12 protein-coding genes are annotated in these 12,819 nt (G+C 66.5%); all 12 read right to left on the bottom strand.

Translation table 11 applies throughout. The annotated features are described in order from the left end of the window. Nucleotides 1-98 precede the first annotated feature (98 nt). The 12 genes from ACNQQL_RS10185 to ACNQQL_RS10130 all read right to left on the bottom strand — a co-directional run bounded on the left by ACNQQL_RS10185 (nucleotide 99) and on the right by ACNQQL_RS10130 (nucleotide 12,770). A complete protein-coding gene (locus ACNQQL_RS10185; RefSeq protein WP_047900832.1) occupies nucleotides 99-1,247 on the bottom strand; it encodes an ATP phosphoribosyltransferase regulatory subunit in 1,149 nt (382 codons plus the stop codon). Between the two features lie 113 nt (nucleotides 1,248-1,360). Beyond that, complete coding sequence (locus ACNQQL_RS10180; protein WP_006478685.1) at nucleotides 1,361-1,552, bottom strand: DUF2065 domain-containing protein; 192 nt, start codon at nucleotides 1,550-1,552, stop codon at nucleotides 1,361-1,363. Between the two features lie 36 nt (nucleotides 1,553-1,588). Then, nucleotides 1,589-2,488: a protease modulator HflC gene (locus ACNQQL_RS10175; protein WP_347064029.1), complete on the bottom strand. Its 900-nt coding sequence runs from the start codon at nucleotides 2,486-2,488 to the stop codon at nucleotides 1,589-1,591. 14 nt (nucleotides 2,489-2,502) lie between these two features. Then, complete coding sequence (gene hflK, locus ACNQQL_RS10170; RefSeq protein ID WP_204423492.1) at nucleotides 2,503-3,843, bottom strand: FtsH protease activity modulator HflK; 1,341 nt, start codon at nucleotides 3,841-3,843, stop codon at nucleotides 2,503-2,505. Between the two features lie 47 nt (nucleotides 3,844-3,890). After that, nucleotides 3,891-5,066, bottom strand: a complete 1,176-nt coding sequence (gene hflX / locus ACNQQL_RS10165) for a GTPase HflX (RefSeq protein WP_175961293.1) — start codon at nucleotides 5,064-5,066, stop codon at nucleotides 3,891-3,893. Between the two features lie 72 nt (nucleotides 5,067-5,138). Beyond that, the gene (gene hfq / locus ACNQQL_RS10160; protein ID WP_006399927.1) at nucleotides 5,139-5,378 is read right to left on the bottom strand and encodes an RNA chaperone Hfq; all 240 of its coding nucleotides are present in this window, start codon (nucleotides 5,376-5,378) and stop codon (nucleotides 5,139-5,141) included. A 142-nt stretch (nucleotides 5,379-5,520) separates the two neighbouring features. Then, a complete protein-coding gene (der, locus tag ACNQQL_RS10155) occupies nucleotides 5,521-6,858 on the bottom strand; it encodes a ribosome biogenesis GTPase Der (RefSeq protein ID WP_072437233.1) in 1,338 nt (445 codons plus the stop codon). A gap of 246 nt (nucleotides 6,859-7,104) precedes the next feature. Beyond that, nucleotides 7,105-8,250 carry an outer membrane protein assembly factor BamB gene (gene bamB / locus ACNQQL_RS10150; protein ID WP_204423495.1) on the bottom strand — a complete coding sequence of 382 codons (1,146 nt, stop codon included), beginning with the start codon at nucleotides 8,248-8,250 and terminating at the stop codon, nucleotides 7,105-7,107. 41 nt (nucleotides 8,251-8,291) lie between these two features. Beyond that, a complete protein-coding gene (locus ACNQQL_RS10145; protein ID WP_034181284.1) occupies nucleotides 8,292-8,921 on the bottom strand; it encodes a tetratricopeptide repeat protein in 630 nt (209 codons plus the stop codon). Nucleotides 8,922-8,976: 55 nt separating this feature from the next. Beyond that, nucleotides 8,977-10,317, bottom strand: coding sequence for a histidine--tRNA ligase (gene hisS / locus ACNQQL_RS10140; RefSeq protein ID WP_347064028.1), 1,341 nt, complete (start codon nucleotides 10,315-10,317; stop codon nucleotides 8,977-8,979). A 16-nt stretch (nucleotides 10,318-10,333) separates the two neighbouring features. Further along, complete coding sequence (ispG, locus tag ACNQQL_RS10135) at nucleotides 10,334-11,641, bottom strand: flavodoxin-dependent (E)-4-hydroxy-3-methylbut-2-enyl-diphosphate synthase (RefSeq protein ID WP_072437264.1); 1,308 nt, start codon at nucleotides 11,639-11,641, stop codon at nucleotides 10,334-10,336. Between the two features lie 112 nt (nucleotides 11,642-11,753). Next, on the bottom strand, nucleotides 11,754-12,770 hold the full coding sequence (locus ACNQQL_RS10130; RefSeq protein ID WP_347064027.1) for a helix-turn-helix domain-containing protein: 1,017 nt from the start codon (nucleotides 12,768-12,770) through the stop codon (nucleotides 11,754-11,756). Nucleotides 12,771-12,819: the final 49 nt, after the last annotated feature.

Raw genomic sequence — 12,819 nt, 5'->3', positions numbered from 1 at the left:
GGTTAAAAACGTATTCTACCTATGTTCGCGGGCGTTTCCGAATTTTTCCGTTTCGCTTCAACGATATGCACGCCGAAGCACGGCCCGCGAACGCCTGTTTATCGGGGTTCGACCACCCATGCGCCGTTGCGCTCGACGAGCGAACGGTCGCATGCGAACTCGTCGAGCACGTGGTCGTGGCCCGGCAGTGCCTGGATCACGACCTCGCCCGCATCGCGCAGCGCCGCGACGGCCGCGCCCAGCGCGTCGTCCTGCGCCCACGGCGCGAGAATCGCGGTGCCGCGCGCCTCGACCGGCGAAATCCGCGCGAGCTCGCGCAGGTCGAGCGAGAAGCCCGTGGCCGGACGGGCACGGCCATATGCCTGACCCACGTGATCGTAGCGGCCGCCGCGCGCGATTGCGTTCGGCACGCCGTCGATGTACGCGCTGAACATCGCGCCGCTGTGGTACGCGTAGCCGCGCAGGTCGGCGAGATCGATCGCCACTTCGGCGCCCTTCGCCTGTGCGGCGAGCTGCGCCAGATCGTCGAGCGCCCGCGTGATTTCGGGCAGCACCGGCAGCCGTGCGCGCGCCTCGGCGAGCACGCTCGCGTCGCCGTAAAGGTTCGGCAGCGCGCGCAGCGCTGCCCGCGTATCGGCACCGAGATCGTCGGTAAGTTCGTTCAGCAGCGGCACGTCCTTGCCCGACAGCGCGTCGTACAGCGACTCGCCGCGCTCGGCAGCCTGCGCATCGCGCGCCAGCAGCGCCGCGAGCACGCCCGCGTGGCCGAGGTCGAGACGGATGCGCGACAGGCCCGCCAGATGCAGTGCGTCGAGCATCAGTTGCTGGATCTCGAGATCGGCTTCCAGCCCGGCATGCCCGTAGATTTCGGCGCCGATCTGGATCTGCTCGCGCGTCGCATGCAGGCCGCGTGGGCGCGTATGCATCACGTGGCCCGCATAGCAGAGGCGCGTCACGCCCTGACGGTTCAACAGGTGCGCGTCGATCCGCGCGACCTGCGGCGTGATGTCCGCGCGCAGGCCGAGCGTGCGGCCCGACAGCTGGTCGACCAGCTTGAAGGTGCGCAGGCGCAGATCGGCGCCGCCGCTCGTCAGCAGCGACTCGAGATACTCGAGCAGCGGCGGCATCACCATTTCGTAGCCGTACGAACGGAAGCGGTCGAGCAGCCTGCGGCGCAGCTCCTCGATCTTGCGCGCTTCCGACGGCAGTACGTCGGCGATATTCTCGGGAAGTAACCAGGTCGACATCGGTACAGTCCTACGACGGGAAACAGCGCGCGACACGCGCGCCGCAATATGAATCGAAAATCCGGAATCTGGCGGGACGAACGGCGGATGCGCCGTCCGGATCAGGTCTCCGGTCAGGTGGCGAGCAGCAGCAGCACGAGCCCGAGCACCATCACGATCAGCCCGCCGATCCGGATATGATGCGGCGGCCGCTCAGCTATTCTACGAAACGTGTCGCGCCAGGCGACGGGAAACACGAAGGGAAACGCCCCCTCGATGATCAGCATCAGCGCTACTGCGAGCAACAACGAGCCAGCCAGGTCCATGCGAGCGACGGCGCCGCTCGACGCGGCGCCCCAAGGTCAGTGTTTGCGGGGAGCAGGCGCCGACGGTGCGGCACCGCCCGTCGGGCTGCGCATGAAGCGGAAGAACTCGCTGTCGGGATCAACGACGATGATGTCGTTGCGCTTGAACGTCTTCCGGTAGGCCTGCAGGCTCGCGTAGAACTGATAGAACTGCGGATCGCGGCCGAACGCATCGGCGGCAATCGTCGCGGCCTTCGCGTCGCCCTCGCCCTTGATCGTCTGCGCGGATTTGTACGCGTTCGCGAGCACGGCCTGCTGTTCGCGTTCGGCGTCGGCCTTGATCTGCTCGACGTCGGCCGCGCCTTCCGCACGCACCTGTGCCGCCTGATCGCGCAGCGCGCCGACCATCCGCTGATAGACGGCATCCGCCTGCGCGGCCGGCAAGTCGACGCGCGTCAACTGGACGTCGACCACGTCGACGCCGAAACCGGACGCTTTCGCCTTCGCCGCGTCGCGGGCTGCGTCGGCGATCGCGCGCTGGCCGCCGAGGGCGTCGTCGAGCGCACGCTTGCCGAACGCGTCGCCGAGCGCGCTCTTCAGCACACCGGCCAAGCGTTCGGTAGCCGCCGCCGGATCGCCGCCCGTCGCCGTGAAATATTTCAGCGGATCGCTGATCCGATACTTCACCGCATACGCGACGAGCAGGTCGTGCTTGTCTTCCGTTGCCAGTTGCAGCGGATCGGACGACTCGAGCGATTGCAGGCGCGTGTCGATCAGCGTGGCCGTCTGCAGTGGCGGCGGCAGCTTGAAATGGATACCGGGGCCGGCGAGTTCGGGCTGTGCGCCGTCGCGGCCCGACAGCACGGCCGTATGGCGCGGATCGACGGTCAGGACCGTCGAGGAAGCCGCGAAGGCAACGATCACGATTGCGACGACGAGCGCAATGATTCGGTTCATGTTCTGCGCTCCCGTTACTTCAGATCGTCTTCACGCGACCGGCTGCGGAAACCTTCGCGCGATCGCAGCACGTCGCCGCCCGACGCCGCGGCGGCCGATGCCGCGCTCGCGGGTACGGCTGCCGCCGGCGCGACAGCCGCCGGTGCGGACGCCGCATCGGGCGCGGCTGCGCCGGTGGACGTCGCGGCGTTTTGCCGCCCCTGCTCGACGAGCTTGTCGAGCGGCAGATACACGACGCTGTTGCCGCCCTTGTTGCCGACGAACACCTTCGTCGCGTTCGAATAGATTTCCTGCATCGTCTCGAGGTACATCCGCTCGCGGATCACCGCCGGCGCCTTCGAGTACTGCGCGTAGACCTGCTTGAAGCGATCGGCATCGCCTTCGGCTTCCGTGACCACGCGATCGGAATACGCCTTCGCTTCGTCGACGAGCTTCGCGGCATCGCCCTGCGCCTTCGGCAGCAGGTCGTTTGCGTACGCCTGCGCGGCGCGCTTCGCTGCCTCGCGCTCGTCGCGCGCCTTCGCGACTTCGCCGTAGGCGGCCTGCGTCTGCTCGGGCGCGGCGACGCTCTGCATCGTGACGGCCGTCACCTCGAGCCCCGACTGGTAGCGGTCGAGGTCGCGCTGGATCGCGGCAGAAAGCTGCTCGCGCAGCGCGTCGCGATCCTGGTTCAGCACGTCGGCAGCACTGCGCGTACCGACGATCGCACGCACCGCGGCCTGCGCGGCCTGCGACACGCTGCGCTCGGGATCGACGCTGCGGAACAGGTAATCGGTTGCCGAACGAATCCGGTACTGGACGATGAAGCGCACGTCGACGATGTCGGCATCGCGCGTCAGCATCGCCGCTTCCTTCACGTTCGCGAGACGCACGACGTTGTTGCGGCCGATCTCGATCGAGCGGACCTGCGACGTATCGACGATCTCGTGCGACGCGAACGGATACGGCGCGCGCCAGTGCACGCCCTGGCCGACCGTGCCCGACAGCTTGCCGAGCTGCAGTACGACGCCCGTCTGGCCGTCCTGCACGACGAACAGCCCGCTGCCCGCGTAGACCGCGACCAGCACGCCGATCACGATGCCGACGCCGACCCGCGCGGCCCGTCCGTTGTCGGGACGGAAGCCGTTGCCGCCCTTGCCGCCGAAAAGGCCGCTCAAGCGGCGGTTGAAGTTGCGCCACATCTCGTCGAGATCGGGCGGACCTTCGCCGTCACCGCCTTGCGGACGCTTCGATTCGTTCGCACGGGGACGGGATCCGTCTTTGCCATTGCCTTCGCCGCGTCCCCAACGGGGATCGTTGATCGACAGCAAGGCGCGCATCCGCCGCCAGGTACTCCGCTCGTTGTATTCGTTCACCAGAGTTTGTTCACCAGATTAGACGCCGGCGAACCGGCCGGGACCGGTTAGCGCCCGTGTTCGGAAATCGTGCGGTCTTCGTGTGATTCAGCGGACGCGCCGTCGAGTGCGCCGTTGGGTAACATCGCGCTGGGAAGGTGTTCCGCGGAGGCAATCTCGGCGATGGCGGCACGCAACGCGTCAAGCCCCTGACCGGTGCGTGCGCTCAAAAAGACGCGCGAAATATTACCATACTCGTCCCGCTCGACCGCGTCGCCGCGGGCCGCCAGTTCGGGCACCGCGTCGATCTTGTTGAACACCAGCACCTGCCGGATCGTGTCCGCGCCGATCTCGTGCAGCACGCCGTTGACCTGCTCGATCTGCTCGAGCCTGACCGCACTCGATGCATCGACCACGTGCAGCAGCAGATCCGCGTGGATCGTTTCCTCGAGGGTCGCGCGAAACGCCGCGACGAGCTGGTGAGGCAGCTCTCGGATGAACCCGACCGTATCCGATACGACGATCTGGCCGACCTCGTCGCCGAGGTACACGCGCCGCGACGTCGTATCGAGCGTCGCGAACAGCTGGTCGGCCGCGTAGGCCTGCGCTTTCGTCAGCGCATTGAACAGCGTCGACTTGCCCGCGTTCGTATAGCCGACCAGCGACACCGACATCGTGCCGCTGCGCGCGCGCTGCCGGCGTTGCGTGCTGTGTTGCCGGCGCAGCCGGTCGAGCCGCGACTTCAGCATCTTGATGCGCTCGCCGATCAGCCGGCGGTCGGTTTCGAGCTGGGTTTCGCCGGGGCCACGCAGGCCGATACCACCCTTTTGCCGTTCGAGGTGGGTCCATGCGCGAATGAGCCGCGTCGACAGGTATTGAAGCTGCGCGAGCTCGACCTGCAGCTTGCCTTCATGGCTGCGGGCGCGCTGCGCGAAGATATCGAGGATGAGGCTCGTGCGATCGACGACCCGCCTGTTAAGTGCCCGTTCCAGATTGCGTTGCTGGGCCGGCGCCAGTGCGTGGTTGAAGATGACGATTTCGACGTTGTGCGTGTCGCAGGCAAGCCGCAGTTCATCGGCTTTGCCGCTGCCGATGAACATCGCGGCATCGGGACTGGCGCGACGACCTGTGAGGGTGACGGCGGGACGGGCCCCCGCGCTGGAGGCGAGAAGACTGAGTTCTTCGAGACTGGCTTCGAAATCGGTCTTGCCGAAATCGATGCCGACGAGCGCTGCGTTGATCAAATTATCGGGTGTCAAGATAAGGCGGCTGGCATCGGTCGCTCGCGGCGACCGGATGCCGGCCGCTGCGATAGGTTAGGACGAAGCTTCCGCGTCCGGGTGGAAATTCACCGGGCGCGCCGGCACGACCGTCGAGATGGCGTGCTTGTAGACCATCTGGGTCACCGTATTACGGAGCAACACGACGTACTGGTCGAACGATTCAATGTTCCCTTGGAGCTTGATGCCGTTGACGAGGTAGATCGAAACGGGAACGTGCTCTTTGCGCAGTGCGTTCAAAAACGGGTCTTGTAACAATTGCCCTTTGTTGCTCATGGCGTACTCCATCTTTTTTTGCAGGTTGATCTGGATTGGCGGGGAAGAAAAAGAGATCCGGCGCCAATCGCTACACTATAGCCGATTTTGCCTGCCCCGCCCGGGGCATAGGCCTTCCGGCCTATCCCTTGCGGGGCGTGCTTCAGCCCTTGTCCGCGTACGGATTGTTCGACGAACGGAACTCTATGCGCAATGGAGTCCCGGTCAGCGAGAAAGTTTCGCGGAACCGGTTTTCCAGGTAGCGCTTGTACGTTTCCGTCACGGCGTCGAGCGCGTTGCCGTGGATGACGATGATCGGCGGATTCTGGCCTCCCTGGTGCGCGTAGCGCAGCTTCGGACGCACCGGGCCGCGACGGCGCGGCTGCTGGAACTCGACAGCCTCGATCAGCGCGCGCGTGAGCTTCGGCGTCGGCAGCTTCGCCATCGCCGCCGCGTACGCGTCGTCTACCGAGCGCATCAGCGTGCCGATACCCGTCTTCTTCGCGGCCGAAATGAAGTGCGATTTCGCGAAGTCGAGGAATTTCAGCTTGCGGGTCAAATCCGCTTTCGCGCGGTCTCGCGCGTGGTCGTCGAGCCCGTCCCACTTGTTGACGCCGATCACGAGCGCGCGGCCCTGCTCGACGACGAAGCCGGCGATGTGCGCGTCCTGGTCGGAAATGTCCTGCTGCGCATCCAGCAGAAGAATGACGACATTTGCGTCGGAAATCGACTGCAGCGTCTTCACAACCGAGAACTTTTCGATCGCCTCGAACACCTTGCCGCGGCGCCGCAGGCCGGCCGTGTCGATCAGCGTGTATTTCTTGCCGTTGCGCTCGAAGTCGACGTAGATCGAATCGCGCGTGGTGCCCGGCATGTCGAACGCGATCACGCGGTCCTCGCCGATCAGCGCGTTCACGAGCGTCGACTTGCCGACGTTCGGCCGGCCGACGATCGCGATCTTGATGCCGCGCGACGGGTCGTTCTCGTCTTCCTCTTCGGGCTGGTCCCTGTATGCGACTTCCAGCGCCTCGTTGATCATGTCGGTCACGCCGTCGCCGTGCGCGGCCGAGATCGCGCGCGGGTCGCCGAGCCCGAGCTCGTAGAAGTCGGTCGCGACCGCCGTGTACTTCATCCCCTCGGCCTTGTTGACGACGAGGAAGATCGGCCGGCCGGTCTTGCGCAGGTAGTCGGCGATCGACTTGTCCTGCGGCGCGAGCCCGTTGCGGCCGTCGACGATGAACACGACGACGTCGGCCTCTTCAACCGCCTGCCGCGTCTGGCGCGCCATCTCGTGCAGGATGCCGTCCTTCGCGACGGGCTCGAAGCCGCCCGTATCGACGACCAGATACGGCCGTTCGCCGACGCGCCCTTCGCCGTAATGGCGATCGCGCGTCAGGCCCGGCAGGTCGGCAACCAGCGCATCGCGCGAGCGCGTGAGCCGGTTGAACAGCGTGGATTTCCCCACATTGGGGCGCCCAACGAGGGCAATGACCGGTTTCATCTGTGTTTTCTACGGTGAAGCGCAGCAGCGGGAGGCCCGCTGCTGCGGGCGGCTGCGCTGAATGAAAATATCACGAATTCGCGCCGCGCCCGATGCGCGCGCCGGGCGCGCGTTGCGCGCCGTCGTCTTTCGTCTCAACTGCCTTTCAAATACCGAGCGGCCGGGAACACCGGCCGCCTTCATGTCGCGCGGCCAAGGCGCGCGGGACAAGCCCGTCGCACCGCGGCCGCGCATGTTTCCTGCGCGTCAGCGCGGACGGAACCCGTACAGGCCGCCGTCCTTCGTCTGCACGACGAGCGTATTGCCCGCGAGGACCGGTGCGGCCGTAATCGCGCTGCCGTCGGTCTTCATCCGCGCGATGAAGCTGCCGTCTTCGCGCGACAGGAAGTGCACGACGCCCTGGTAGTCGCCCATCACGACCGCATGCCCGAGCAGGTACGGCACCCCGACGTCGCGGCTCTTGAGCTTGTCGTTGCGCCAGAGCTGATTGCCCGACGCCGCATCGTACGCCGTCACGACCGACCAGTCGTCGCCGCCGGCGACCACCGAATCGTCCTGTGCGAGGCCGCTGCGGCTCGAGAACGGCTTTTCCCACAGCGGGCGGCCCGAGTTCGCATCGAAGCAGCCGAGCTGACCCTGGAACGTCACCGCGCAGGCTTCGGCACCCACGAGCGTCGGCGGACCGCTGACGTCGTTGATGCGCTCGACCTCGGTCACGCCCTTCGGGAACGACACGGGCGTCTGCCAGAACGGCTCGCCCGTCTGCAGGTTGATCGCGACGAGACCGCCGCCGGGGAAGCCCGCCAGCACCGCCGCGTCGCCCGCGAACGTCATGCCGGCCGACACGCGCAGGTTCAGCGGTACCGCGCGGTTGCGGTAGTTCCACTTCTGTTCGCCCGTCTGCGCGTTGAAGGCGATCACCTGCCCGTCGATCGTGCGGACGACCACGAGGCCGTTGCCGACGAGCGGCGGCGAGAAAATCTCGCCCTGCACGCTGGTCTTCCACAGTTGCTTGCCGTCCGGGCCCAGCACGAACACGCCGCCCTTCAGTGCGCCGACCGCGGTCAGGTTGCCGTCGCTGCCGACGCCGGCCGACAGGTCCGAATCGACCTTCGAGCGCCATACCGTCTGGCCCGTCTTCGCGTCGATCTTCTCGACCGAACCGTTTTCGCCCGCCGCATAAACGGCGTCGCCAACGGCCACCGGCGAAAACAGGTAGCGTCCGCCCTTGCCGACGCTCGCCTTCCAGACCTGTTGCACGTCCATCACGGGCTTGAACTCGGTGAGCGGCGTCGGCACGCGGCGCGCATCCTTCGACGACGAGCAGGCCGCCAATGCCAGGACAGCCGCCGCGCAGGCAACGGGCACAGCGTAACGTTTCAGCAAATTCATCGGTTAGCGAAGCAGAGTTAAGAGGTTGAGGGGACCGGGGTTCAGCCGCCGAGCGCGTCCAGCTTGAATTGCACGAGCTGGCGCGCGGACTGGTCGTCCTTCGACAGGCCGTCGAGCGCCAGCTTGTAAGCGGCGCGCGCATCGTCGGTCTTGCCTTGCGCGGCAAGCAGATCGCCGCGGCGATCGGCCACGAGGCCCTTGAATGCATCGAGCGGCGTACCCGACAGCAGCGCGAGGCCCGCGTCGTATGCCTTCTCGTCGAGCAGCAGCGATGCGAGACGCAGCTTCGCGATCTGCTTGTACTCGTCGTCCTTGGCGTGATCGACGGCCCATTGCAGCTGCGCCTTCGCGCCTGCGGAGTCGCCGGCCGCGTACAGCACCTTCGCGGCCGCGAGCGCCGTCATCTGCGCATACGGCGTGCTGCCGAACTTGTCTTCCATGTCGGCGGCCGCGCGAGCCATCGTCGCCTTGTCGTTCGCGGCGGCGGCCTTCTGGACCTGCTCGTACAGCCCGGACGCCTCGGCAGCCTGACGGCGCTGCCAGTAGTTCCAGCCGTTGAAACCGGCCGCGACGACGAGCGCCGCGAGCACGATCCACGTGGTGAGGTTGCCCCAGCGGGCCCACCACGCCTTGACACTTTCAATCGATTCTTGTTCGTCGTGATAACTCATCGGCGAGCGATTCCTTCCTGTTCAGGCCTTTCTTGTCGAGCGGATGCCAGCGCGATCAGTCGTCGCCGTCTTCGGCGGATGCAACCATCGCATTGATTAGGAATTCGGTCAAGCTTTCGACCGGTACGGTCTGCTGAACGTTCTTTTCCCCGTCGTCGCCCGCCCCGCGCAGTGCTTTCACGCCCACCGTGCCGTTCGCGACCTCTTCTTCGCCGAAGATCACCGCGAATGCCGCGCCGCTTGCATCGGCCCGCTTCATCTGCGACTTGAAGCTCGCCGGCGCGCCGTCGGCGCTGCAGTGGAAGATCACGTCGAGGCCCGTGTCACGCAGGCGCTCGGCCGCGATGAACGCCTGCTCGCGGGCGGTCTCGCCCTGGTGCACGACGTACACGTCGACGCCTTCCTGCTCGGGCGCCAGATCCTCTTCCTTCAGCAGTTCGAGGATGCGCTCGATACCCATCGCCCAGCCGCACGCGGCGGTCGGCTTGCCGCCGAGCTGCTCGATCAGCGGATCGTAGCGGCCGCCGGCCGCGACCGTGCCCTGCGCGCCGAGCTTGTCCGTCACCCACTCGAACACGGTCAGGTTGTAGTAGTCGAGGCCGCGCACGAGACGCGGGTTGATCTTGAACGGAATGTTGTTCGCGAGCAGCAGGCGCTGCAGCCCCTCGAAGTGCGCGCGCGATTCGTCGCCGAGGAAGTCGATCAGCTTCGGCGCATTCTGCGCGATCTCCTGCAGCGCGGGATTCTTCGTGTCGAGCACGCGCAGCGGGTTCGTATACAGGCGGCGCTTCGCGTCCTCGTCGAGCACGTCGGCGAACTGCTCGAGGTACTTGATCAGTTCGACGCGGTGCGCGGCGCGCTCTTCGGCGAGGCCGAGCGAGTTGATCTCGAGCTTGATGCCGGTCAGGCCGAGGTCGTCCCACAGGCGCTGGCACATCATGATGATCTCGGCATCCGCATCGGGACCCGCGAAACCGAGCGCCTCGACGCCGACCTGGTGGAACTGCCGGTAGCGGCCGCGCTGCGGACGCTCGTGACGGAACATCGGGCCGATGTACCACAGGCGCTTCGGGCCGTCGTACAGCATGTTGTGCTCGATCGACGCGCGCACGACGGCCGCGGTGTTTTCCGGACGCATCGTCAGGTTCTCGCCGTTCAGCGCGTCGGTGAAGCTGTACATCTCCTTCTCGACGATGTCGGTGACTTCGCCGATGCCGCGCGTGAAGAGCTGCGTGTGTTCGACGATCGGCGTGCGGATGTTCTGGTAGCCGTATGCGCGCAGCAGCGATTTCACGGTGGCTTCGAAGAATTCCCACAGGCCGGCATCCTGCGGAAGGATGTCGTTCATGCCCTTGACGCCGGTGAGTTTCTCGATCTTGCGTTTCTGTTCAGTCATCGTGTGTGTTGACGAATTAGTTCACTGCCGCGTCGGCGCGGCCATAGTTGCGTGCGACGTAGTCGCTGACGATCTGCTGGAATTCCTCGGCGATCCGCTCGCCGCGCAGCGTCTTGACCTTCTCGCCGTCGATGAAGACGGGCGCGGCCGGGTTTTCGCCCGAACCCGGCAGGCTGATGCCGATGTTCGCGTGCTTCGATTCGCCCGGGCCGTTGACGATGCAGCCCATCACCGCGACGTTCATCTTCTCGACGCCCGGGTACTCCTTGCGCCAGACCGGCATCTGCTCGCGCAGGTAGGTCTGGATCTGCATCGCGAGTTCCTGGAACAGCGTGCTCGTCGTACGGCCGCAGCCCGGGCACGCGATCACCATCGGCGCGAACGAGCGCAGGCCCATCGTCTGGAGGATTTCCTGGCCGACGATCACCTCGCCCGTGCGCGACGCGCCCGGTTCCGGCGTCAGCGAGATGCGGATCGTGTCGCCGATCCCTTCCTGCAGCAGCACGCCGAGCGCGGCCGTCGATGCGACGATGCCCTTCGAGCCCATGCCCGCCTCGGTCAGCCCGAGATGCAGCGCGAAGCCGCAGCGGCGGCCGAGTTCGCGGTACACGGCAATCAGGTCCTGCACGCCGCTGACCTTGCACGACAGCACGATGCGGTCGCGGCCGAGACCCAGCTCGACTGCGCGCTCTGCCGAGCCGATCGCCGACTGGATCAACGCCTCGTACATCACGCTTTGCGCGTCCCACGGCTGCGAACGCGCGCCGTTCTCGTCCATCATGCGCGCGAGCAGGTCCTGGTCGAGACTGCCCCAGTTCACGCCGATCCGCACCGGCTTGTCGTACTTGGCCGCGGCCTCGATCATCTGCGCGAACTGCGTATCGCGTTTCGCGCCCTGACCGACGTTGCCGGGGTTGATCCGGTACTTCGACAGCGACTCCGCGCAGCCCGGGTAATCGCGCAGCAGCAGGTGGCCGTTGTAGTGGAAATCGCCGACGAGCGGCACGGTCACGCCCATCCGGTCGAGCTGCTCGCGGATCGCCGGCACGGCGGCCGCGGCCTCCGGCGTGTTGACCGTGATGCGCACCAGCTCGGAGCCCGCGTTCGCGAGTTCCTTGATCTGGATCGCGGTGCCGATCGCGTCGGCCGTGTCGGTATTCGTCATCGACTGCACGCGCACCGGCGCGGCGCCGCCGATCGTCACGAGTTGCCCGCCCCAGCGGACATCCACCGCATGCGACACGCGGCGCGGCTGATGCCCGCCGAACACCGGCTCGGTTGAACAAATCTGACTGCTGCGTGGGGATTGAGCTTCGGATTGCATCGATAGATCCATTTACGCGGAATGCGCCGCGACGCGGCGCATGAATTGAAAAAGCGCCGTGTCCTCACGGCCTGCCGATATCGACGACAGGCCTTCGCCACGGCGCTTGACGTCAGGGCAACGTGAACCGCGCCACATTACCCCGCGCTGCCGAATATTTTGCCGGATCGACAGGTTTTCCGTCGAACGCGACCGCGTCGAGGCCTGCCTTGTTGCCGATCGTGACCTTGAACGGCCCGTCGCCGGCGACCTGCTTCGTCTCGCCGGCCCGCACCAGTGCCGAGAACAGCTCCTTGCCGTTCTTGTCGCGCACGCTGAACCAGCAATCCTGCTTGACCTTCAGTTCGACCATCGACTGGCCAGCCGCAACCACGACGCTCGCCGGCTCGGCCGGCGTAGCGGCACTCGCGGCCGTCGTTGCCGCGACGGGCTGCGATGCAGCCGCCGCGACCGGGGCCACGGGCGCCGGGACAGCAGACGCAATCGCCTGTGCCGGGGCGGCAGATGCAGCGGCCGGGGCCGGAACCTCATTGGCGGCTACGGCCGACGTGCCGCTCGCAGCCGCCTCTTCGACGGAAGACGACGATGCCGCCGGCGCGCTCGCAGCCGACGCATGTTCCGCGTCGCCGCCCTTGAAGCGCGCGAGCAGGCTAGACGAATCGCCGCCAGTGTGCCACATCAGTACGGCAACCACCGCGACGACGACAATCGCCGTTCCCCACAGCCACGGGTGGTGGTGCGACGAGCCGCCCAGCGGAATCGACACGCGGCCGCGCGGCAGATCCGTTCCCGACGATGCGGGCATCGACAGATCGACTTCCGGCACCCCACGCTCGCGGCGCAGCGCCTGCGCGAACGGTTCCGGGTCGACGCCGAGCATCTTCGCGTAGCTGCGCACGACGCCGAGCGCGAACGTCACGCCAGGCAAATGACTGATGTCGCCGGCCTCGAGCGCCCGAAGCTTCTGCGGTGCGACCTTGAGCCGCGCCGATACGTCGTCGACCGTCCAGCCCTTCGTCTCCCGAAGCTGCGCCAGCCGGCTGCCGACCGCCGCCAGCGATTCCAGTCCCGCCGGTGCCGGTCTTGCGGCATTCGTCTCTGCGCCGTTAGTCGGCTGCGGCTCACTCATCCTTGTCCTCGCGTCGATTCTTCTTCACTGGCGGCCGCCGCCGACTCCC

Origin of the sequence: Burkholderia sp. LFS061 (assembly GCF_047978125.1) — a bacterium.
Classification (GTDB): Bacteria; Pseudomonadota; Gammaproteobacteria; order Burkholderiales; family Burkholderiaceae; genus Burkholderia; species Burkholderia pyrrocinia_C.
The sequence above is the reverse complement of the archived record's forward strand: the minus strand, read 5'-3'. Positions and strand labels throughout refer to the sequence as shown.

Bases quoted from the DNA above. Each gene is read 5' to 3' on its own strand.
- ACNQQL_RS10185 (WP_047900832.1), bottom strand. From the start codon at position 1,247: ATGTCGACCTGGTTACTTCCCGAGAATATCGCCGACGTACTGCCGTCG.
- ACNQQL_RS10180 (WP_006478685.1), bottom strand. From the start codon at position 1,552: ATGGACCTGGCTGGCTCGTTGTTGCTCGCAGTAGCGCTGATGCTGATC.
- ACNQQL_RS10175 (WP_347064029.1), bottom strand. From the start codon at position 2,488: ATGAACCGAATCATTGCGCTCGTCGTCGCAATCGTGATCGTTGCCTTC.
- hfq (WP_006399927.1), bottom strand. From the start codon at position 5,378: ATGAGCAACAAAGGGCAATTGTTACAAGACCCGTTTTTGAACGCACTG.
- der (WP_072437233.1), bottom strand. From the start codon at position 6,858: ATGAAACCGGTCATTGCCCTCGTTGGGCGCCCCAATGTGGGGAAATCC.
- bamB (WP_204423495.1), bottom strand. From the start codon at position 8,250: ATGAATTTGCTGAAACGTTACGCTGTGCCCGTTGCCTGCGCGGCGGCT.
- ACNQQL_RS10145 (WP_034181284.1), bottom strand. From the start codon at position 8,921: ATGAGTTATCACGACGAACAAGAATCGATTGAAAGTGTCAAGGCGTGG.
- hisS (WP_347064028.1), bottom strand. From the start codon at position 10,317: ATGACTGAACAGAAACGCAAGATCGAGAAACTCACCGGCGTCAAGGGC.
- ispG (WP_072437264.1), bottom strand. From the start codon at position 11,641: ATGCAATCCGAAGCTCAATCCCCACGCAGCAGTCAGATTTGTTCAACC.
- ACNQQL_RS10130 (WP_347064027.1), bottom strand. From the start codon at position 12,770: ATGAGTGAGCCGCAGCCGACTAACGGCGCAGAGACGAATGCCGCAAGA.